At 37.9% G+C, this 23,306-nt stretch carries 19 protein-coding genes and 1 tRNA gene; 6 read left to right on the forward strand and 14 right to left on the reverse strand.

What is annotated here, in order from left to right; all coding sequences use genetic code 11:
• Nucleotides 1–71 precede the first annotated feature (71 nt).
• On the reverse strand, nucleotides 72–2,018 hold the full coding sequence (locus JO40_RS01800) for a hypothetical protein (RefSeq protein ID WP_044977625.1): 1,947 nt from the start codon (nucleotides 2,016–2,018) through the stop codon (nucleotides 72–74).
• A 55-nt stretch (nucleotides 2,019–2,073) separates the two neighbouring features.
• Here JO40_RS01800 and JO40_RS01805 point away from each other — a divergent pair, with 55 nt between their 5' ends.
• From JO40_RS01805 to rpmB, 4 genes are all read left to right on the forward strand, one after another.
• Entirely contained in the window at nucleotides 2,074–3,507 is a 1,434-nt protein-coding gene (locus JO40_RS01805) for a tetratricopeptide repeat protein (RefSeq protein ID WP_044977626.1), read from the forward strand.
• Nucleotides 3,508–3,514: 7 nt separating this feature from the next.
• On the forward strand, nucleotides 3,515–4,171 hold the full coding sequence (locus tag JO40_RS01810) for a 5-formyltetrahydrofolate cyclo-ligase (protein WP_044979669.1): 657 nt from the start codon (nucleotides 3,515–3,517) through the stop codon (nucleotides 4,169–4,171).
• Nucleotides 4,172–4,274: 103 nt separating this feature from the next.
• Nucleotides 4,275–4,347 (forward strand) — tRNA-Asn (locus JO40_RS01815).
• 58 nt (nucleotides 4,348–4,405) lie between these two features.
• On the forward strand, nucleotides 4,406–4,597 hold the full coding sequence (gene rpmB, locus JO40_RS01820) for a 50S ribosomal protein L28 (protein ID WP_002670427.1): 192 nt from the start codon (nucleotides 4,406–4,408) through the stop codon (nucleotides 4,595–4,597).
• A gap of 115 nt (nucleotides 4,598–4,712) precedes the next feature.
• On the opposite strand, the gene JO40_RS01825 is transcribed toward rpmB, so the two are convergent.
• The 6 genes from JO40_RS01825 to JO40_RS01855 all read right to left on the reverse strand — a co-directional run bounded on the left by JO40_RS01825 (nucleotide 4,713) and on the right by JO40_RS01855 (nucleotide 13,426).
• Complete coding sequence (locus JO40_RS01825) at nucleotides 4,713–5,177, reverse strand: DUF3899 domain-containing protein (RefSeq protein WP_044977627.1); 465 nt, start codon at nucleotides 5,175–5,177, stop codon at nucleotides 4,713–4,715.
• A 66-nt stretch (nucleotides 5,178–5,243) separates the two neighbouring features.
• Complete coding sequence (locus JO40_RS01830; protein WP_044977628.1) at nucleotides 5,244–6,266, reverse strand: ABC transporter ATP-binding protein; 1,023 nt, start codon at nucleotides 6,264–6,266, stop codon at nucleotides 5,244–5,246.
• A complete protein-coding gene (locus JO40_RS14980; RefSeq protein WP_084224505.1) occupies nucleotides 6,259–8,385 on the reverse strand; it encodes an oligopeptide/dipeptide ABC transporter ATP-binding protein in 2,127 nt (708 codons plus the stop codon). Before JO40_RS14980 ends, JO40_RS01830 begins: the two co-directional genes overlap by 8 nt.
• Nucleotide 8,386: 1 nt before the next feature.
• Nucleotides 8,387–9,925 carry an ABC transporter permease gene (locus JO40_RS12820; protein ID WP_049992330.1) on the reverse strand — a complete coding sequence of 513 codons (1,539 nt, stop codon included), beginning with the start codon at nucleotides 9,923–9,925 and terminating at the stop codon, nucleotides 8,387–8,389.
• 3 nt (nucleotides 9,926–9,928) lie between these two features.
• Entirely contained in the window at nucleotides 9,929–10,894 is a 966-nt protein-coding gene (locus JO40_RS01850; RefSeq protein WP_044977629.1) for an ABC transporter permease, read from the reverse strand.
• A gap of 147 nt (nucleotides 10,895–11,041) precedes the next feature.
• Nucleotides 11,042–13,426: an ABC transporter substrate-binding protein gene (locus tag JO40_RS01855; RefSeq protein ID WP_044977630.1), complete on the reverse strand. Its 2,385-nt coding sequence runs from the start codon at nucleotides 13,424–13,426 to the stop codon at nucleotides 11,042–11,044.
• A 211-nt stretch (nucleotides 13,427–13,637) separates the two neighbouring features.
• Here JO40_RS01855 and JO40_RS01860 point away from each other — a divergent pair, with 211 nt between their 5' ends.
• A complete protein-coding gene (locus tag JO40_RS01860) occupies nucleotides 13,638–14,447 on the forward strand; it encodes a class I SAM-dependent methyltransferase (protein WP_044977631.1) in 810 nt (269 codons plus the stop codon).
• An 83-nt stretch (nucleotides 14,448–14,530) separates the two neighbouring features.
• Here the strand turns inward: JO40_RS01860 and JO40_RS01865 are convergent, their stop codons facing one another.
• From JO40_RS01865 to JO40_RS01895, 7 genes are read right to left on the reverse strand one after another with little or no spacing between them, the layout of a single operon-like run.
• Entirely contained in the window at nucleotides 14,531–15,103 is a 573-nt protein-coding gene (locus tag JO40_RS01865; protein WP_044977632.1) for an electron transport complex protein RnfA, read from the reverse strand.
• A gap of 3 nt (nucleotides 15,104–15,106) precedes the next feature.
• A complete protein-coding gene (gene rsxE / locus JO40_RS01870) occupies nucleotides 15,107–15,766 on the reverse strand; it encodes an electron transport complex subunit RsxE (RefSeq protein ID WP_044977633.1) in 660 nt (219 codons plus the stop codon).
• Nucleotides 15,767–16,336 (reverse strand): RnfABCDGE type electron transport complex subunit G, encoded by a 570-nt coding sequence (locus JO40_RS01875; protein WP_044977634.1) that lies wholly within the window; start codon nucleotides 16,334–16,336, stop codon nucleotides 15,767–15,769.
• Nucleotides 16,333–17,349, reverse strand: coding sequence for an RnfABCDGE type electron transport complex subunit D (locus tag JO40_RS01880; RefSeq protein ID WP_044977635.1), 1,017 nt, complete (start codon nucleotides 17,347–17,349; stop codon nucleotides 16,333–16,335). The genes JO40_RS01875 and JO40_RS01880 overlap by 4 nt, the downstream gene beginning before the upstream one ends.
• Entirely contained in the window at nucleotides 17,349–18,791 is a 1,443-nt protein-coding gene (gene rsxC, locus JO40_RS01885) for an electron transport complex subunit RsxC (protein ID WP_044977636.1), read from the reverse strand. Before rsxC ends, JO40_RS01880 begins: the two co-directional genes overlap by 1 nt.
• A gap of 46 nt (nucleotides 18,792–18,837) precedes the next feature.
• Nucleotides 18,838–20,316, reverse strand: coding sequence for a pallilysin-related adhesin (locus JO40_RS01890; RefSeq protein ID WP_044977637.1), 1,479 nt, complete (start codon nucleotides 20,314–20,316; stop codon nucleotides 18,838–18,840).
• 34 nt (nucleotides 20,317–20,350) lie between these two features.
• Nucleotides 20,351–21,013, reverse strand: a complete 663-nt coding sequence (locus tag JO40_RS01895) for a vWA domain-containing protein (protein WP_044977638.1) — start codon at nucleotides 21,011–21,013, stop codon at nucleotides 20,351–20,353.
• 167 nt (nucleotides 21,014–21,180) lie between these two features.
• Between JO40_RS01895 and cfpA the strand changes: the two genes are divergently transcribed.
• Nucleotides 21,181–23,226, forward strand: a complete 2,046-nt coding sequence (gene cfpA / locus JO40_RS01900) for a cytoplasmic filament protein CfpA (RefSeq protein WP_044977640.1) — start codon at nucleotides 21,181–21,183, stop codon at nucleotides 23,224–23,226.
• The last annotated feature ends 80 nt before the right edge of the window (nucleotides 23,227–23,306 follow it).

Genomic DNA, 23,306 nt, shown 5'->3' on the forward strand with positions numbered 1-23,306 from the left:
ACCATATTTTTCTAAAAAATGGTAGTTTTTTAACAATATTTATAAAAAAGTTTTAATTTAGTTTCAAGGTCTTATTGGTTATCGGATTCGGAAGAGTCTTCACTACCCTCAGTAGAATCCGAATTCTCAGCTGAACTGCCGCCTTCAGTGTTTTCCTGAACAGGTTGACCGGAAGGAACAACGGGAGCAGGAGTAGGGGCAGGCGGGCGGCCTAAAAATAAAACTATATCCTCATCATCTTTTTTGTGTTTCATTTTTAGAAAAAGAGTACGGGTTCTTTCATCATAAACGTAGCCTGACGAATTATAAATCTCAAATCTGGAGTCCGTTCTAAAGTCTATTCCATGGATTTGTATTCTATAAAAAGGGCGAATGCCTCTTATAATTAGGTAATGAGTATTATCAGCTTTAGACGAAATCCTAAAACTCAATATTTTTGTGTCATTTTTAAGTACATTTATTTCTCCGGCAGATGTCCAAGCCCAAATACCGGGTTCGGCTTTTAAAGCCAAAGATTCTTCATGAGGATAGCTTGGATTATCACGAATAGCAACCGGATATAGTTTTTCTGCATGGAGAATGACGGCATCATTAGCCATAAGTCCTAACTTCTTTGCCTTATCTCCCTGAATATCAAAAGATGCCGGCAAACTTGGAGAGCCTCCTCCAAGTGAAAAGATAGAAGAATACAGAGCCTGCCCTACAGCCTTCCATGTTGTTTTTTCGGGATATGAATTTCCATAACGGATTAAAATTGATGCAGCATTCAAGGTATTTTCCGTGTCAATGGTTTTCTTATCGGAAGAAATATACACCCCCTCATCAATCAAAAGCAAAGAATCTTTTAAAACAGTCTCATATTTTTCGGAATTTTCCATAAACAAATTTTGTCTATTAGGAAAATAAAGACTATAATCCATTGCTGCTTCCAACAAGCCTATAGCAACCCAAGAGCTTAATTCTTCTTCATTCATATTGGAAGCTATTTTTTCCAAAGCAGGAATTAAATTTGCCCGAGAATTATTTATTAAAAACGGAATAACAGAGCCGCTGTAAAATACGGACGGATCAGAGTTTGCTATATCGGATTCAATACCTGATAATCTCCTTCTATGGTATGCTGTAAGGCTTTTTTCGTTTTCTACAAGATTGCCATAAAATGCGGCCGATATATAGCTTCTTTTCTCTTTGGGTAAAAGAGATGCAGGAGCCGATAAAAGAGCTCTTGAATATTCGCCTTTAAAGGCTCTTTCGGCTATATATGCCGTCAAAAGTTCTTCATTATAATTTCTTGACAAAATCACATTAGAAAAATACTCCAAGGCCTTTTCCCGAAATAATTGCTTTGTTTTCCCGTATTCTTCATCACTTGCGATGGGAATGCGGGGAATTGATTCAAATTCCAAACTTTGTGATTGAACATAGGTTTCATAAAAAGCGGTACGCTTTGAACCGGAAAGAATTAGATGGGGCAATTCCGAAGAATCATCGGTATTACCGAACCCGTATCCTCCTCTAAAAACAAAGCGGTCCTTTCCATACCTTAAAAATATCTGCTCATCCTGCCGCTCAAGCCGGGCTGATTGGGTCAATTTCCAAGGGAAATAAACGGTTTCAACCTCGGACGGCATCGAAACGGAAATTTTTACCGTATTAATTGTTTCCGAAATATATGAGGTAAAATCTATCGAAACATCGTTAGAACAAACAACGCTAAAAGAATCTTCGTTTTTTTTATACTCTAAAACCTTTAAGCTAATATTTTTATTATTGCTTGTTTTTGCAATAACAGGGCTCTGATCTGTAATATAAAAATCCAAGCCGTTCGATACTATGTGGAGGGGTAAAAGAGGAGTTCTGTTTCCGGTTTCATCAACTTCATCCCTGCCCGAAACCGTCATAGAGCCTATTGTATAATAAAAGGTCTTTCCGATAGTAAATTGAATAATAAAAATGCCGAAAATTATTAGTATATACAATATAGTTAACGCAATTATCCTACTTGATTTGTGCTTCATAATGTTATAGTGTATATAAACTAAGGAATAATTGCAATACTTTTAAGGAGCTATTATGAAAATAACCAAGCAAATTTGTGTTTATTTTAGTTTTTTGATAGCGGTTTCTATCATTTTTTCTTGTAAAACAACTGAAAAAGCCGTTACCCCCGCTGTAATTGAAGAGCCAAAAAAAACCGAAAAAACGGTAAACAAAAATCCGAGAGAAGAGTTTACTGATAAACTTACTCAACTTTCTCAAAAAGGAGATTTAGACGGAATTTTAAAATTGATAGACACATCGGATTCTGAAGTAACTAATAATTTTAATATACAATATCTAAAATTGTCCATTCTCATCTCGATGAGAAAAACAAAGGAAGCGGAAACCTTAGCTGAAGAACTCTCCAAGTCTTACCCCAATAATACCGATATTCTATATTCTCAAGTTATGATGGCCCAAGCTGAAAACAACCAACAAAAAAAAGATCAATATTTAAAAAAAATACTGGCTATAAATCCAAAAGATTCAAGAGCATTAACAGAGCAGGGCTTGGACTTTTACTCGGCCAAAAGATACAATGATGCAAGAAGAAAATTTATAGAAGCTTATAAGGTTGACCCTAAATGCACGGAAGCCCTTATAGGTCTGGGACGCATAAACTATCTTGAAGGAAAACTTGACCAATCTGAGGCAAATTTAACGGCAGTCTTGGAGCAAGAACCCAATAACAGCACAGCCCTTGCAGAACTTGCCCGCATAAAATCCGAAACAAATAGAATGTATCAAGCTCTTCAGGATATAAATAAGGCAGCAGAGCTTGAACCTAATAATCCCAGCCATTGGATTGATATAGGCTCTTACAATCTTACAATCGGCCGAAAAGAGGAAGCAAAAAAAGCTTACAGTAGGGTTATAGAGCTGACTCCCGATTCCTACATAGCCTATATCTACCGTGCAGGCATAAACGATGAACTTGGGTATAAGGAAGAGGCTCTTGATGATTACATAAAGGTATGCAATCTTTATCCGCCGTATTATTTTGCACTGGAAGGAGCCGGAATTTTGTTTTGGGAAAAAGGAGACTGGGTAAATGCAGGCACGGCATTTTTAAAAGCCTTGAGCAAGGCACCCGCTTCTTATCAATATGCTCTTTTATATGCGGTAAGTCTATATAAACAAAACAAAAAACTTGATGCAAAAAAATTTATGCAAAACTATCTAAAAAACATAAACAGGACTGAAAAAGAGAACGAGTACTTTTTATGCCGCCTTTTTGTAGATTTTGCAGGAGACACTGAATTAATAAACAGGGCAACGGCAGAAACCGACATGGTAAAAAAGGGCAGACTGTTCTTTTATCTCGGGGAGTTTTACAATTTGACAAAAAAATATGCTCTTGCTGAAAAATGCTATGTTCAAGTGCTTTCAATAGAAAATCCGGCCTTTTTTGAATATCGTTTTGCTAAAAAAGCTATGGATGAATTTAATTCAAACTCAGGAAAATAAGGTAAAAATGCTTAAAGAAGAAAAAACCAAGGTACGAAACCTAATAAAAGAATATTTTAAAAGCCCCGATGGAAAAAAACTTATACAAAAAACAGAAGAACTCCAAACTTCTCAAAACTATTGCAAGGATTTTTTAAATAAAATACCTAAATACAGTGAAGCTAAAACGGTTTTTGCCTATCATCCCATAAAAGAAGAATTTCCTACCTTAGGACTTTTAAAACAAGCATATTCAGATAAAAAGACTGTAGCCCTCCCCCTTGTCTCGGATAATGACCTTATATTCAAAAAAATGCAATTTAAAGACGGAAAAATAGAACCTGTTCAAGCCGGAATTTTCGGTATCATGGAGCCGCCCGAAAAAGCCTTTAACCTTTTTCCTCAAACAGAAGAAGAAAAAGCTCTGCATCCTTTGGAGCTGCCCCTTTTGATTTTAGTACCGGGAAGGGCATTTTCAAAAAAGGGGGAAAGAATGGGAAGGGGCGGCGGTTTTTACGATAGATTTTTTGAAAAACTCTTTAAAAGCATAAAAAAAGAAGAAGTTTGTCTTGCAGGGCTTTGTTTTTCGGGGCAAATTTTAGATAAGATTCCAATAGGAGATTTTGACTATCCCGTAGACCTTGTCATAACCGAATCTGATGTTTATTTTAAGCCGTCCAAATAACAATGCTTAAAATAAAATTTGATAAAATAATAAAAAACACGAATTTTCTATTGACATTTTATAAGAAATAGTGTAATATCCTAAAACTTCCGATTGGAAGCATTCCCCTGTAGCTCAGTAGGCAGAGCAAGTGGCTGTTAACCACTGGGTCCGTGGTTCGAACCCGCGCGGGGGAGCTATTCAAAAGAAAGCTGATCTTTAAAGGTCAGCTGATTTTTTAAAGGCAGGTGAGATATGTCAAGAGTATGTGAAATTTGCGGAAAAGGCTCGTTATCCGGAAACTCAGTAAGTAAATCCAAAATTCACACAAAAAGAGTTTGGAAGCCCAATTTAGTAAATGTAAAGACAGAAATCGGCGGCAGAACTCTAACCATTAAAATGTGTTCGCGATGCTTAAAAAGCGACTACGTTACAAAAAAAGTTTAGTTTTCTTAATTTACTCCTTTTTATTTACATTTCGAGCCTGCATAAAAGCGGGCTCGATTTTTTTTATTAAAACCCTTCGCGCGACAAGAATAAGGTTACTATAAAAATATCGGTTTTAGATGCCCATATAAATTAAAACTATAAATGCAAGGACAAAATATATAAGACCTGCTGCTACCCAGCCCCATCTGTTTTTACGCTTTAAGTTCTTTTTATTTTTAAACTTTCCAAAATCGGTAGTTACATGAGCATCTTTTTTCATAGTAACTCCATATTTAATAGTTTCTCCTAATTGTAAAAAGCCGAATAAAATTACATCAAAAAGACCCGACTTATTTATTACAGACAAACCGCCTATTCCGGCTAAAAAAACGGAAGCAATAAAAAGGCCGTCACATAGGTGATGCAAAAAGGAGTGAGAGCTTCCTCGCGAAAAAAAGATAACAACAGCCGCAGTAATCACTGCCCCAACACCAAATGGAGCAAAAAAACTGAATAGTAATCCGGTTTTTTTTTGAGGTACAATCTCCTCAACTTCATTATCGAAAAAATTATTGCCAGTGTCGGATTTATTTTCCATAAATACTACCTTTAAAAAAAGTACGGCAGATTTTAGATCTGCCGTACTAAGGATTAGATTATTTTATCATTTGGGTAATTTTTCATATTCGGCATCATTGCATAAAACCCAATGCTTTTCACGAACTTCTCTAAACTTCGGCTTATCTACGGAATAGTCGTGTGCCAAAGCCGGTACATACACTTCTCTTTTTCTATTCCGTTCGGTATTGGGATCCGGTACGGGAATAGCAGAAAGCAAAGCACGAGTATAAGGGTGAAAAGGATGAGCAAAAAGCTCATCTGAATCTGCGAGCTCAACCATTCTTCCGTAATACATAACTGCAATTCGGTTTGAAAAATATTTTACAACAGCTAGGTCGTGAGCTATAAACAAAATAGTAAGATTCATTTCACGGCGTAAATCATTCATTAGGTTTATAACCTGAGCCTGTACCGAAACGTCCAATGCGCTTATAGGTTCATCGGCAATGATAATTTCGGGATTCATAACAATAGCTCGTGCTATACCGATACGCTGTCTTTGGCCGCCTGAAAATTCGTGAGGATATCTTTCGGCATGCTCTGCAACAAGGCCTACGAGGTTTAAAGTTTCTTTGACTTTTGCATCAATTTTTTTCATGTCCCTCTCGCCGCGAATAATCATTCCTTCACCTATTATTTCCCGAACCGTCATACGCGGATCCAATGAAGAAATAGGATCTTGAAATATCATTTGAATATCGGACAAAGCCTCATTGTAACGCATTTTTTTCATCATCTTTTTATCGACACGAAATTTAGCCTCTAACTCTTCAGCTAATTGCTTGTTGCCTGATGCCCTTGCCTCTTTAATTCTTTCTTTCAAAAAAGGAAGGCCTGAATTAATATGATGGTCCTTATAGTAAATATCTCCGCCGGTAATTTCGTAAAGGCCTATAATCGAACGGCCTATTGTAGTTTTACCGCATCCGGATTCTCCTACAATCCCGAAAACTTCACCCTTATGGACATCAAAGCTCACGTCATCGACAGCTTTAAGGTACTTACCCTCAAGTTTAAAGTATTGCTTTAAATTATTTACTCTCAAAATCAAATCATTATTATTCATTTTGTCCTCCTATTTTCTCTCTCATTCGGCGAATTCGGTCGGTAACAATAAGCGGAGGCTTAATGTCTTTAGGTGCATCAGGATGCAATAACCATGTTGCAGCTTTGTGAGTAGGAGTTATTTCAAACATCGGCGGTTCCTCTTCAAAGTCAATTTCCATTGCATATTTATTGCGTTGAGCAAAAGCATCGCCCTTAGGCGGGAAAATCATATTAGGAGGTACACCCGGAATCGATTCAAGTTTTTCCTTGGTATCCAAATCAGGCATAGAAGACAAAAGAGCCCACGTATAAGGATGAGCGGGTTCATAGAATACTTCATCAACCGAACCGTATTCGACGATTTTACCTGCATACATAACTGCAATTTCATCTGCCATATTTGCAACAACGCCGAGGTCATGAGTAATAAAGATAATTGAAAGGTTTCTTTCCCGCTTTAACTCGTTTATCAATTCAAGAATCTGAGCTTGAATGGTAACATCCAATGCCGTCGTAGGTTCGTCGCAAATCAAAATATCCGGGTTTGAAGCAAGCGCTATTGCTATAACAACTCGCTGCCTCATACCGCCCGAAAATTGGAACGGATATTGCATAAACCTTTGGCGGGCTTGCGGAATACCTACTTCATTCATTAAATCGATAGACCTTGTTTTAGCCAAACTATATTTCATCTTATAGTTCATTTTGGAAGATTCGACAATCATCGCTTCCAATACTTTCTCGGCACGGTCCTTTACATCAAGGTGGGCATTTTTTTCAAGCTTATCTTCAAATGAAGCTTTAAGTTTGATTAAAATATCCCGTATTTTGTCTTCAAGACGGTCAAGGGTTACCCCGGTGGGCAGCCTAAACTTTTTAATTAGATTAGCTTTAGACTTACCCGTCATATTCTCAGCCTTTAAAGACATTTTGTATATAAAGATAGCATTATCAATTGAACCTTCAAATGTATAGGCAAAACCGTTTTTGTGTAAGTCCAATTTATCTATAGCTTCTTTAACAATAGGCTTTAATTTATTGCATGTATCCGAAACGGAATTTACATCAATTTTGCCTTGCAGAATATTCAAAGTTTCCTGTATTTTTGAAATTGCCGTTTTTTTATCATCGGCAGATTTATTATTAGAATATTCTACAGCCTTGCATACCATAAGTAAAAAATTATCGAGGAATTCTTCTTCAAATAATTTTTTTGCCGTATCATTGAGCAGCTTGATATCTTTACTAGCAAATTCCTCTTTACCTTTCTGGAGTGAATAATACCCCAAAGCAACAAAGTCAGGCTTATGTCTTTCAAGACCGTTTTGTAAAATGACTTTTAAAGCACCTAAAGCGGCTTCCACTTCAGCCTTATCCGTTTCAGAGCCTTTACTCATCTTGTATTTGCCTGCGACAACTGAAAGGTCTTCAACGGCAGAAACAAAAGCAGGATTATCTGATGGAATCAAAAAAACATTTCCGCAGTTTTTTGAATATTGTACAATCCTTTTTATTTCTTGTGCAACTTCAGCAACCGGCTTGTCAATTAATTGAATCTTAGCACCGTCAATGTATGAAATTGTAGTTTCAGCCGTATCATGGGCAATATTATATGCCCGTTCAAGTCTACATCCTTCAGAAATATAGCCGGTAAACTTACTCATCGATTCTTTGACCTTAGCACTATCTTCACCTGCCAGAATCATATTATCTTGCAAAACCTTTGCAAGTTCTTTATAATTCTTTTTAGATTGCTTCCTTTGAGTAACATTGTTTGCAAGTATTGCCTCTGTAAGTTGTTTTCCGACACGGACAATGGGGTTTAAACTTGACAGAGGATCCTGAAATATCATAGCTATATTGTTTCCGCGGATATCATGGAAAACTTCTTCGGGTATCTGCAGCAAATCCTTTCCGTCATAGTAAATTTCTCCGTCTTCAACAGTTGCATTTCCTGCTAGAATACCCAGAATAGCTCTTGCAGTTACGGATTTTCCGGAACCGGATTCTCCTACTATAGCTAATGTTTTGCCTTCTTCAAGATTGAATGAAACGTCCCTGACAGCACGAACATAGCCGTTATTTGTCCAAAACGATATTTTTGCATTTCGTACTTCTAATTTTGTTTTATTTGCCATATTAATCTTCTACTCCTCTCAACGACGGATTAAATGCATCCCGCAGACCGTTTCCAAATAAGTTAAAAGAAATCATCATTAACGATATGATACCTGCGGGGAAGAACAAGATATGAGGATCAGTAGACAAATATTGCTGTCCTGAACCGAGCATTGTTCCTAACGAAGCCATTGTTTTTCCGTGAAAACTGACTATTCCCAAAAACGAAAGTGTCGATTCGGATAAAATAACATAAGGAATAATTAAAGCGGCACTTGTAATAATCGTTCCTATTGCGTTTGGATAAATATGCTTAAACATAAGCCTCTTATCATTAGCACCTAATGTCCTTGCAGCTAAAACATACTCCTGATTCTTAAAACGATAAAACTGTGTTCTAACCCGAACGCCTATGCCTATCCAGCCGGTTAGAATAAAGGCAAATAGAACACCTGTAAAGACTGAAACTTTTCCCGTTTGAACAAGGTGAAGCTGAAACAGAGTTGCAACGATAAGGAAAGGCATACCTGCCAAAATATCCGTGAGGCGCTCCAAGATAAGATCAACCCAGCCTCCGTAAAAGCCTGTAATTGAGCCGTAAATTGAACCCAGAATAAAGTTAATTATCGAAACAAGAACAGACAACATTAATGACAATCTTACACCATGAGCCAATCTGACCATAATATCAAAACCTTGGCCGTCAGTACCGAAAGCATTTGCCGGCTCATGACCGTTCAAATACTGATAGTAATTATAATACAAAACCCTGATCCCGATCATAGTTTTATCCCTAGGTACGGAGTAAAGCACATTACCGCTTTCGTCCCTAAGGTAATTATCGGTCAAGCCTTGTTTCTGAACCTGTTCCAGTGACAACCTCTTGCCGGTTGAGTCCACAGGATACTCACGTCCATCCACTTTATACCAAATATTTGCATCAGATTGATCACGTGCAGCAAATTCATCGGCATAATCAATCATTGGGAATAGTATCTGTTTTCCCGTTTTTTCCTGCCAACTTACAATGTTATCATAAGTTTCTTTTGTTACATTCAAAAAAATAAAACCTATACCTCGGTATGAATCCACTCTTACATATCTATATCTGTTTTTACCGTCCGCAAATTCTTCCCCAATTGAAACGATAGGAGAAGTAGATAAAGCTTCATCCCAGCTTATTTTTTTTGTTCCGTCTCCATTTACTGTTCCATACCCGATACCGAGAGTATAAAACAGATATTTATCGTTATACTTCATCGGTTTTGAACCGTCCCAAAAACCTGTTTTATCAAAAATTTGCAGCTTAGGCCGAACTTTTGCATAAACGGCATCGGAATAAGCCAAATCATACTTCGAGAAGAATGGAACTACTATTGCGAATATAATAATTGCACCAATAATATATGCAGCGGCTACGGAAGCACTATTTCTTTTAAAACGCAGCCATGCATCCTTAAAATAACCTATCGGCTTTGTTTCAAATTTTGCATCAAAAATTTGTTCATCCCTCTGTACCAATCTAAATTTTTCTTTAGGGATATGTTTCATATTTTCCATAATTTATCTCTCCCCTATCCTGATTCTAGGATCCAATAAACCGTAGCTAAGATCCGTAACTATACTTACTACCAATCCTATGGCCGTATAAAACATACCCGTCGCAACAAAAAGGTCATAATCCAATAAATTAATCGACGTAATATATAATTTACCGATACCGTTAATAGCAAAAATCTTTTCCGTAATTATCGCTCCGCTCATTATACTGAGAACAAAAGCAATAATACCGGGAAGAACCGGAACCATAGCATTTTTTAGAGCATGGCGTCTGATAGCCTGTCCCCGTGTAAGTCCCTTTGTTCTTGCCAAAAGCATATATTCACTGGTAAGAGCTTCTGTAAGTTCCGCACGAACCGAACGGGTAAAACCTGCAATAGCTCCGAATGAAAGGGAAAGAATCGGTAAAACCATCGAGTGGAACATCTTAAATGTCCACCATGAACCTCCTGCATCGTATAACGATGAAACAATTACGGGAAAAAGACCTAGCTTATATCCTAAACCGTATTGCAAAAGAAATGCGTAAACAAAGGACGGAACGGATATAAATAACATTACAATTATAGATATAAAATGGTCAATCCACTTATTTTTATAAATAGCGGCAATAATACCGAATAATATTCCAAGCGGAATTGAAAGAATTGTCGAATATAAGTTTAATATGATGGTAGGGGGCAATTTACTTACAATAACTTCTTGTGCAGCTTTAAGATAATCCACCTTCCAAGAAGTTCCCCAATCTCCTGTTGTTACAATATTTTTTAAAAAAATCCCATACTGCTGCATTATCGGTTTATCATAGCCTAATGCACTTCTTCTGGCTTTTTCCAGCTCAGCTTCAGCTCCCATCATAGGTAATTCAGGCTGCAGCAATTTTATAAGCACAAAATCTATGGTCATAATGATAAAAAAGGTTATGAGACCTAACCATAACCTTTTTAGCACATACCTAAATGTTTTCATAAATAATCTCCTCTAGTCGAAAACTAATACACTGCAAAATCTACACCGTTTTAAAATCCAAGAAATACACCGCAATAGGTTTTACAAACCCAGCTTGCGGTGTATTTGATGTAAATTAAAGCTAAATAAATTTAGCTATTAACCGGTTTACTCGTAATTGAGCTGTCCTTGGTTCTTTTTAACATACTCGTCCCATTCAGTATCAGTATAGTTAAACTTCAATAATTTCATACCGCCATAACCATACATGATATTGTAGACGTCTGTGTAATAATCTATTTTATGTGAAAGCAAGATTGCAGCAGTATATGTTCCTAAAGGAATACACTGATATGCACTGAGAATACCGTTTTCCAGGGCTGCAAGTATTTGCAATTTTTCGGTTGCATCAGCGTCTGCATAATCGCCGTTTCCGTTCATAGAGGCCGACCATTGTTCAAATGTTCTTTCTTCTTCTACGGTAGTACCATCTACCTTGTCAATCTTAATCTTAAGTTTTTCAACAGAGGGGTTCCAACCGTTTGATTCATGAATCTTAGCCAAACCGCCCATGTAGGTAGGATTAGCATAAACTTGAATGCTCTTAAATGGGTAGAAGGCTGCACCTCCCCATGCTCCGCGGATAGCCATATTTTTTCCTGCAGCAACATTGTCGTAGCGTTTAGGATCGCCGGATTCATACTTAATTTGAACTTTTCCCTCAAAAGGAGTTCCCTTTGTTCCTTCATTAATGAATTCCTGCATTAAATCCTGCTGTTTGATATGCTGGGGGGTAAGATCGCTGGGACTTGCCATTACTTCGATAGGCACAATTTCACCGGGTTTGTAAACCTTATCTGCAACAGCCTGTTCATAGGCAGCCGTAAACAGTTTGCGGGCGGTTTCAACATCGCGTCCTGTAATTTTTGCATACTGAGCATCCGCAGTTTCCTTAGTAACTTCAATGTCATATAAGTTACATATTGCTCTTTTTGCATAGAAGGTATCACGATAAATTGAATTGGGATCATTTGCCATATCGTAATAGTACAATCTATTTAACAAGAAGCAGGCAGGCTTAAATCCTGAAGTAGCTTCTCTACAATATTTTTCTCTGTCAATACATAGAGAAAGAGCTTTTCTAAAGTCTTTATAGCGCATAACAATTCGTTTTCCGCTGCCCTTTTCTTTATCCCTTGCATTTAAAGCTTCATCACTTGTAGCAAAAATATAGCGGTCGGTATAGGTTTCATCCGTATAATACAGCCTGTCGCTTTTCTTGTATTTTTCAAGATCATCAGAGTTCAAGGAGAACGCATCAAGTAATCCCTGACCGAAACGCTGAAGCTGTGTAGCATGGTCTTCGATAATATCAATTATTACGGCATCTGCCTGATATTGACCTTCATGTCTGCCGTCATGATAACCGCCCCAATAGGGGTTTCTTACCAATCGAATCTGCTTGTCTTTTTCATAGCTTTCAATCTTATAGGGACCGTATGAAACGGTATTGCTCATATCGGTTCCGTAAGAGGTTGCCTTAAGTTTTTCGACCGTTTTAAAGTTCTTTTCGTAAGTTTCTTTATGAACAAGCCATGTACTTCCAAAGGCATTCAACATATAAAACATTTGAATAGGATCAGCTGTAATGAAAAGGAACTGATATTCGCCTGTTTTTACAAGACCGACATCCTCCCAAGGAGTTTCGGGATACAGCTCGCCGGTATCATAAACACAAAATTCTTTCCAAGCATTGGGATTATCATCTCCAAAAGCTTTTGCAATAGCAAGCATTTCAGCTTTAGATTTATCGTTTACTTCAAAATATTGGGTATCCTTATATTTTTCAAAAATATCGATGCCGCCTAACATGAACTTATCTTTGTACTTGGCATTTTTATAGTAAGATTCTGCAGCACCTCCAAAAAACATAATCGAATCGGTAAGGGTAAACACAAGTTTTGCATCTGCCGGAGCATCATCACCCCAAGCCTTATAGATGGGCTTACCTGCCAAATCGTTTGCCTGATACTCTTTAGCTTTGTAAAGAGCAGCAGTTCCCGTACAATAATCGTTAGATCGGTAGTTTTTCATTTCGGGGCTTAAGCACATCTGCATTGAATAAACGTAGTCGTCAGCTTTGATAGGCTCTCCGGTTTCCCACTTCATTGCGGGGTTCAAATCGACCTGAAATACGCGGCCGCTTGTAGCATCGGCAGGGATATTGTATTTTTCTTTGTTTGCAAAGGAAGCCGTGATGTCTTTTACATCATTAGCGGCATCAAATTCCCACTTCCATTCTCCGGGCTTATCTCCTACAGTTGAATCGGCAATAGGCGTTGTGATAAATTCCATAAAAGACCTGTCACTGGAAACTTCCCAAGCATGGGGGTTCCAGTTAAGGGGGCCCGTACTCCATACATCTCGATAAGTATACTCAACTTTCTCAAGATCCTTTTTTGACTTCTTAGTACCGCCGCATCCGGTCAAAATACCAAGAACCATTGCTGCAGTCAGCAATACAGCAAAAAGTTTAAAAAAATTTCGCTTCATCTCTTTCCTCCATATTTTTTTTACTGAGTTTATTAAAGTACCAACTCAATCATTTGACTGCAATAGTAACATACTACTACTTAATAAGTCAATAGCCCGCATTGCTGATTTGATTTTATTTATAATAAAACCATAAAAACACTTAAGTTTTCACCTATTGACTTAAACCCCGATTTAACCTGTATATTTATTATATCAGGAGGAAGTACCTATGAATGAATTTAACGGCGTCACCGATACCATGCTCATACCTATGGCAGCGAGGATTTATGTTTCCAAGCGCTTTCCCGAATATTTTTATGATGAAACGGCTTTATCGCTGGAAGACAAAATTCCGGAGGATGCGCTTGAAAGGATTTGGAAATCATCTTCCGAATATACGATGCTGGCTTCTGTCGCCCGCTATTACAATTTTGACGGGATGATCAAAGATTTCCTTGCAAAATATAAAAGATGCAATATCATCAATCTGGGAGCGGGACTGGAAACAGCTATCTTTCGGCTTCAAACGGACAACGCAATCTTTTACGAAATTGATTTACCCGAAGTAATCGAGCAGCGCAAAAATATTTTAAGCGCAAAAGAAAACGAAAGGCTTATCGGTGCCGATCTTTTTACTTTAGAATGGGCGGAGCACATTGATACCTCCATTCCGTCTTTACTGATTGTTTCCGGAGTTTTTCAATATTTCCGTGAAGAAAAAATTGTACGGTTCTTGTCGGATGTAAAAAAGCGTTTTTCTAAAGGAGAACTTATTTTTGATGCAACAAATGAAATAGGTATAAAATATGCGAATAAGTATGTGCAAAAAACAGGCAATACTTCGGCACAGATGTACTTTTACGTAAACGACGGTTTAGCCTTTGCAAAAAACATAGGTATGGAGCTCGTAGAACAGCGCACCTTTTATACCGCTGCACGGAAAATGCTGAAGCGTAAACTTAAGCTGTATACACGAATTGCAATGAAAGTATGCGATGACGGAGGAAGAACGATTATCTTGCACTTAAAACTAAATTAAACCGGCAAGGATCTAATTCTAAAACATAAACCCCGAAAAGCTGTAAGCCTATCAGCTTGCAGATTTTCGAGGTTCTTTTGATTTTAAATCAGTCCTGCAAAGCCTCCGAAGGCCATGGAAAGAAGGGCTGCCGCTATAAAAAGAATGGGCGTTCCTTTTAAGAATTTCGGAACGGGGGCGTTATCTATTCTTTGCCTTAAACCTGCTAAGAGCAAAAGCGAAATCATAAAGCCGAAAGCGGAACCTGCCGCATGAACAAGGGCTTGTAAGAATGTATAACCTTCATCTATGACATCGATTGTAACGGCAAGTATTGCACAGTTTGTTGTAATCAAAGCTAAATAAACACCCATCGAGCTGTAAAGAGCCGGAGCCGCTTTTTTTAGATAAAATTCTACCAGCTGAACTAAACTTGCAATTACTAAAATAAAGATAAGGGTCTGAAGGAATTCAAGTTTTCCTATCAATATGTAATTGTATATAGGATAGGTGACGGCGGTGGCCAAAAGAGTAACAAAGAGTACAGCCCAACCCATACCTACCGATTTTTTTACATCGGAGGACATTCCTATAAAGGGACAAAGGGCTAAAAACCTCATTAAAATTACATTTTTTACAAGGATTGCAGAAAGAAAAATACTAAGCGTTTCGGGCATTTTTTACTCCTCCTCTTTTTTAGTTTCAGGCTCGGCTTGCGGAGCAGACGGGCTTTGAATCTTTTTCTTAGGCCTTTCTAAAAGTCTTTTTGCAACGAGGTTTATCGAAATCATAATACCGAATACAAAAAAACCTCCGGGGGCATTTGCAAAAAAGCGTATGTGATAGGCTTCGGGTATAAATACGTTTCCTGCCAATGATCCCGAGCCTAAGATTTCTCTTATGGCCGAAATAAGTACAAGAACTATCGTATAACCGACTCCCATTCCAAGAGCGTCCAAAACGGATTTTCCGGGACTTTCCTTTGAAGCAAAGGACTCAACTCTTCCCATAATAATACAGTTTACAACGATCAGCTTAATAAAAAGCCCCATTGCTTCCGATAGGGCAGGAGTATAAGCCTGCATCAAAAGGTCTACAATGGTTGTAAAAGAAGCTATTACTATGATAAAAACCGGAATCCTTATATCCTGAGGAATCAATTTTCTGAACATACTTATAATTAACTCGCTCATGACTATTACGAAGGTCATAGCAAGTCCCATACCGAGACCGTTTAATATGTTTGTTGTAACGGCAAGGGACGAACAGAGCCCTATCATCAATACTAAAAGAGGGTTACTTTTTATAATCCCGTTTGTGAAAATATCTAAGTTTTTCATTTATTTTCCCTCCTCCAAGTTGTTTTTTGCCATGTATTCTATTGCCGTAAAGGAGGCATCTTTTAAAATGGCGGCAACACCCTTCGATGTTATCGTAGCCCCTCCTATTACATTTATATCGGCTCCTACTTCAAAGGCTGACTCAAGAGGCTTTCCGTTAAACTGTCCGATAAAGGGTTCTTCCGCAGCCTTGCTTCCTAAGCTGGGCGTATCGGTAAGCTCTAAGAATTCTATTTTGCGTATTTTTTTGTTTAGGTCTACAGCTATCAATATGGTTGCACTTGCATAGGTAGGTCCCTTAGCTGTTATAGTAAGCCCTACTGTTTTTCCGTTTTTTACAGCCGTATAAGCATTTAAAAACTTGGTTTTATTTAAGCCTTCAGGGATTTCCTCACTTATTTCTTTAAAGTCTTCAGCTTCAGGGAAGACCGCATTTAAGGCTCTTCTTGTTTTCTCTACCTTTACTTCAGTAATTCTCGGGGCCGTAAAGCTGTAAACTGCCGCAAGAGCCAAACATGCTATGACCGCATAAGCTGAAAGGGTAAGGGCTAACTTTATCATCTGTTTCATTTTGCTGCCTCCTTGTTCTTTTTGGGCGGTTTTACATAGCCGTATTTTACGGGTATAATTTTATTTAAAAACGGAACTGCGGCATTCATTATAAGAATACTGTACATAACACCTTCAGGCATACCTGAAAATAAGCGGATAAGACCGGTTATAAGTCCGCAGCCTGCACCGAAAATGAGTTTTCCCTTGGGCGTTACGGGGCTTGTTACATAATCGGTTGCCATAAAGACGGCTCCGAAGGCTAAACCTCCCGAAGTCAGGGTTAAAATAGGATTTATACCTCCGATTGCGGTAATTATAACGGCTGTTGCCATCATAGTAACGGGCGTTCTCCAATCGATAACCTTTTTAAAGAGTAGATATGCAAAACCTAAAAGAATCAGGAGTATGCTTGTTTCGCCTATACATCCTGCATGGTTTCCCAAAATAAGTTGGGTATAAAGGTCGGTAGTTGAGCCTAAATTTAAAGTTTTTGCTATTTCGGCAGCGCTCATGGCAATACCTTCTTTTGCATTGATAAGTTTTAGAGGTGTTGCAGTACTCATTGCATCAAAGAAAGAGTTTCCCGGCTGAACCCAGCTGGTCATTGCTCCCGAAAAGCTTACAAACATAAATGCTCTTCCTACCAAGGCGGGGTTAAATACGTTTGAACCTAAGCCTCCGAAAGATTCCTTTGCCACAACTATTGCAAAAAAACAGCCTAAAATTAGCATCCATATCGGAAGATTCGGCGGACTTACAAGAGCAAGCAAAAGGCCTGTTATTACGGCTGAAAGGTCTTTTACTCTTATATCCAGATTACATATTTTTCTAAATAAGCTTTCAAAACCTACACAGCAAAGAACCGAAACTATGATTCGAATCAAAGCAGATATCGAAAAAAGATAGATACCATAGACCGTTAAAGGCAACAGGGCTATAATAACATCCAACATTAGAGTTTGAGTTTTAACCGGTGTTACAACATGGGGTGCCGGAGACATGAAAATTTCGTTTTTATCGGATTCTGCCATTATTTGACTCCTTCTTCGCTCTTTTTAGCCTCAGGCTCTTGTTTTTTAGCTTCAGCTGCTTGTTTTTCTGCTGCTGCGGCCTTTGCGGCAGCCTTGGCTTCTCTTTTTTGTTTTTCTTCTCTTGCTATCTGCTTGCCTACTTTAAACCGTTGAACAAGTTTGATACGGGCAGGGCAGGTATAAGCACAGGTTCCGCATTCTACGCAGTCCAAAAGGCCGCATCTTATAGCTTCTTCGGTATTTCCTGCGTTTAAGGCTCTAACGATTAGAACGGGAGAAAGGCGGCAGCTGCATACGTCAATACACTTACCGCAGCCTATACAGGGGCTTTCTTCTTCCAAAGAAACTTCTTCCCTTGTTAAAAAAAGCACGCCTGATGTGTTTTTTTGAATGGGAAAGTCGGCGTTTTTCATTGCAAAGCCCATCATCGGACCGCCTGAGATTATTTTTACAACTCCGGGTTTAAGGGAAACTACACTTGGAATAAGGTCGCCGACGCAGGTTCCTATAGGGGCTATTATGTTTAAGGGCTTTTCGCAGGCTCCGCCGCTTATGGTCAGCGCTCTGTCGATAAGGGGCTTACCTAAACGGAAGGCTTCTGAAATAGCTTTTAAGGTTCCTACGTTTTGAATAACGCAGCCTATTTGGAAAGGAAGGCCTCCTGAAGGAATTTCCCTATTTACGACTGCATCCGTAAGAGTTTTTTCTCCGCCCTGCGGGTATTTTGTTTTACAAAGCTGAACTTCTATATCGTAGGCACCTGCAGCAATCGGATTTGCTTTGATTTTTGAAATAGCCTTTTCCAAAACGGGAACTAAATCTTTTTTATTGTCTTCAAGGGCTATAATGCCTTGTTTTGCGCCTACAATACGCATAGTGATGGCAAGGCCGTCAACAATAGCATCCGAATCGCCGAATATGGTTGCAGCATCCGTGCAAAGATAAGGCTCGCATTCCGCTCCGTTTGCAATTACATACTCGATTTTTGCATTGGGGGGAGGGCTTAATTTTACATGAGTCGGAAAAGAGGCTCCTCCCATACCTGTGATACCCGCATCTTTGACTCTTTTAAGAGCTTCTTCCTTTGTGCATGTAAAAGGATCAAGGGGAGGCATAAAGTCTTCTCTGTTTTCTTCATCGATTTCGATTAAAAAACAAAGATTTTCCGTATTTCCGGTTACAAGATGAGGTTCTATTTTTTTTACCTTTCCTGAAACGGATGAATGGACGGGGGCCGACATAAATTTATCGGTTTCGGCTATCTTTTGACCTCTGGCAACCAAATCCCCTACGCTTACAAGAGGTGTATTAGGCATTCCTCCCTGCGTAACGGGAATCCAAACTGATTTATTTGACGGCAATACCCTAACGACATTATCGCTTGATAATACCGCCTTTCGCTCAGGCGGATGTACTCCGCCTTTAAATGATTTTATACCCATACAAGTATTTTATACATAAGTAGTGAAACTTTCAAGAGGATAATAATTAAATTTGTCTTTCAAATACGATCGGCTCATCTCCGGTAGGGATTGCATCGGTTATACTTAATTTAACTTTTGTCAACATAATTCTTTGTATATTGTTTTTTTCGTTAAATTCAAGCATATAGAATTTAGTTATGCCCTCGGTTGATTTCATTTGCAGTATTATTTTTTCGTTTATTTCCAATATGTTAAAATACCCTGTTTCAATATCATCGGACTTTTGAATAGTATAGGAATTACTTAAAAGGTCTAAAAGTGTTCCATTGGCCGATTTCCATTGATTTGAAGACTTTGATACAAATTCTTTTACTTTTTGAGTATTATTTTCTTTTTGATTTACATTACTTAAAAGTAAATTAGTATTTTTTTTATAATTTCCGTTCCAAAGAGAGGCCGTGCCGAATTTAATTCTCAAAACATCTTCTATTACTCGAACTTGTATTTCATCGACGCCCTTAATTTCTACTTCTACCCGTCTTACAATATTTGGAATTGACTTATTGCTTGTTGTAAAAAATAAACCGTATCTTCTAGGCAGCGTTGTTTTTATTTCGTATATTTCTTCAACATTGTCTAAATTAAAAATAATATGGTCGTCATTTTTGTCAAAATAAACACTCCTGCCGGTTTCTTTATTTTCTTCTTGTTGAAACCATAATCCTGATAAAAAATCTCTAAAAGATTCCATATTTCCGCTTTGAAGCTTTTTCAAAAGCTGAACTTCGATTTTTTCACCGGGGATTACTTTTTGCAAGCCTTCTTCATATTTTTGAGTTTTTGAATTCCATGTGTATTCCGTTTCAATTTGATTTAAAGTGTTGGGAGCCGAAGGATCGGAGTTATAAGTGTATACACGATATGAAGATAGACTTGACGGATCTTCTTCTCGAGTTTCAATTTCTTTAATCTGAATTTGTATATCCGCATGCAAGTCGGCAATTTGAGAAAAATGAATATTACCATCACTTTCTCTTTTGATTGTTTGTATGGATAATGCCTGTCTATTATCCGATGTCATCCCCGAATAAATAAGAGATTTAGGATCCTGCGTCAAATTCATAATATAAAATGTAAGAGATTTAGGTTGTGTGATTGTCGTTCTTATCTCTTCAACCCTATCCCATCTTTGAGTTATAGGGTTTTGAATCGAAATAATCAGATACAAAAAAGGATCTAATAGTTTTTTTACGGCAACAACTTGGTCTTCAACACCGTCTTCGTTTAAATCATCCGAAATTGCATCAACAAAGGTTTCATCATTGAATAATTCCAGAAATATCTTTGCATCTGTGTTAGGAGTATAATTTTCCGTTTTTTCTCCGTTATTTTCTATTTGCGAAGAAACTACAGGAATTATTGTTTGTGTAATAATTTTGTCTTCGGTTTTTATATTTGACCGCATAAATTTAAAGTATATTAACAAACTTAATACGACCAAAACCGCAAGACCCGAAATAATATACATTATCTTTTGGAACATATTTTAATTACATCCTCGATTACTTGATTGTCAATTAGGGCTGATTTTTTTTGATTAATGCTTTAGTTTCATCGGAATGCAGTCTTTCTTTATCATCATTCTTTATTATATCGGAAAAAAGAGCCTTACTTGTTTTTACCACTCTATCTTGAAGTCCCATATCTACGGTAATTTCATACCAATTATCGTGTTTAATAATTCTTGACTCAATTAAATAAGGACTTGAGAATTTTTTTTGTTTACCGCCGTATTTTGAGGTTATCGGAGCATCTTGTTCAAGATCCGTAAGCATTAAAAGCACTTTGTATCTGCCATTTTCAGTTCTTTCATTGATTGCTTCTTGTATTTTATCAAGAGCTTTTCCTACATCTGTAAATCTTCCATTCGGTAAAATTGAATTTATTGTGTTTATTATTTTATCGGTATCATTGCGGTCTTTTACTTCGATTGAGAGCAAATGTTCGGGATTTTCATAAAATTGGTAAATGCTTATCCAATCCCCATACGTGATAATTTGATCTACCAATTCATCAAGAACCCATTGTTTTAGGCTGTCGAATTTACCCGCTTCCTGCATTGATAATGATTTATCTATCATGATAATCATATCAACGGGCACTGTTCTTTCACCTGCATTTAAATTAAATAAAATTCCTGATAAAAGCAAAAATATAAAAATAAGCTTTTTAATTTTCATAAACACTCCTTTTTTTACGCTTTATACCCATATTATACAACATATTTGAAAAAAAATCATCAAGTTTAAATAAAAACTCTTTACATTATGCAAAATATGTTTATAATTATATAATAGTGATGTATATTGTAATATAACAAAATTGCTAAAAGTAAGGAGAGATAAGAATGGCAAATTTAGATCTACCACAGAGCCCGAATGTTTTCCATCCCGAGAAGCCCAGTGCTGTCGGTTCAAGAAACTCTTTGGCTCAAGACTATCGTGATCAGCAGAAAGAAGTAAATCAGCTGATTGAAGAAGAAACAAATAAAGTGTTGCACCACTTGACTACAAAACTTCCCAAAGAAGTCCTTGAGAGATTGGACGTAATGGGCGGTGTTAAAGAAAAGCTGTACAACTACTTTAACCAGAACTACCAGAACATGTTCAACCGATACATGGTAACGGCTGAAGATGAAATGCTGAAAAAGGTTCGCGGATTTATCGATCGGGAGGAAATGAAGGTTTTAGACCGCTATACTCCGAAAGAAATCGCAAATCTTCTTGATGCAGTCGGCGGTGCCGACAAGTTTAACACAGGCGAAATCGAAAAATCGATTGTCAACATGTATGGACACTTACAGGGCCATGTACAGCGCGGTGTTAACGATTTAGAAACTTTAACAAACTCATTGTTAAGACAGAAGACGGACGTAGGAGCCTTTGTTAGAGGTGAAAACGCATACTCAATCGTAAAGTGTGCATTTAAAGACAACCTCTACAAACCGAAGACCGTAACCGATGTTAAGCTTTCCGTAAATATTCTTGATACGGAACTTATCAGCCCTATCTTCCAATATCAATCAACAGTCGAATATCTTATCAAGGATCTCTTGTCAAATCACTATATGGATGTAATTGACAAGGAAATTGAAAAGATAAAAGACCGACGAATCGATCAGGGATTGGATGAATTATCTGACGGCGAAATCGTTTTTGCAAAAATCGATAAAGTAAAAGATATCACTGATGACGATGTTGAAAACCCCAAGAGCAAGAGATACGATGTAGTATCCAAGCAGCTCATGGAAAGAATCAACAACTTGAGAGCTGAAATCGATCCTGAGACCTTTGATCAGCTCAATGTCAGAGAAAACATCAAAAAGATTATCGACCTTGAGAATATCAGAAACCGCGGATTTAACACGGCCATCAACTCGATTACTTCAATCCTTGATACGTCAAAGATGGGATACCAGTATATCGAAAACTTAAAAAATGCCCGTGAATTAATCTTACGCGAATATGATGATACGGATATCGCTAACCTTCCTGATGAAAGATATCAGATCAGACTCAAGTATTATGACAATGCTCAGTTAATTTCAGAAAGACAGGCTTATGAAGTAATGATGAGTTCTTTTGAAACTGAAATTCAGCATTTGTGGGATGTAGTAAGGGCTACTTACGACAAATCAAAGTTTATGACCAAAATCACAGACTTTAACGATTTGGCCGACAACTACAAGAAATTCATCAAGCGAAAGTACAAGGATCAGTCCGGTGAACCCGTATACGAAGATACAGCGAAGGTTTGGGATGAGATATCTTTTGTTAAAGCTCCCGAAACTGAAGTTGAAAAGATGAACAGAACCTATGTCTACGAAAAAGATAAGCTCCGCAAGAAGCTCATTATCATGCGTCGAAGAATGAAGGATTTGTATGATTATCAATATCCTATCGAAAGACGCGTTATCGAAGACAGACTTTCATTCTTAGAAGCCGAATTCAACAAATTCGATTATTTAATCAACCCCTTCCACATTCAGCCCGGTCTCTTGCTCGATATAGATATTACATCTATCAAGAGAAAGAAGGCTACATTGGACGGAATGGCCAACGTGCTCAACGAATTCTTGCATGGTGTATCAAAAGGCTTTGCTGATGCTGCATTTGCTTCATTCAGCCGCCGACGATCTACAGTACGTGCCGATATCGCACAGAGCTTCGCCAGTGCTGATGACGATCCCAAAGCCAGCGGAGCTGCAGGACGCTCTCAGTTCATTGATATGCTGAACAGCACGCCTGCTATTGAAGCTCCCGCAGCTGAAGCTGTGAGCGCTCCGGCTAAACGACGAGGACCCAAGAGAGGCGCAGTCAAAGCGAAAAAAGCAGGCTCTGTTGATTCAGGACGAGGACGACGAAAAGCTAAGTCAGGAATTAAAGAAATTTAATTTAGGATTTTAGAGCTTAACTGATTAAAAATTTAAGCCCCTGGAACAGCCCCGTTTCGGGGGCTTTTGCTTAAAAAAGG

Origin of the sequence: Treponema putidum (assembly GCF_000755145.1) — a bacterium.
Classification (GTDB): domain Bacteria; phylum Spirochaetota; class Spirochaetia; order Treponematales; family Treponemataceae; genus Treponema_B; species Treponema_B putidum.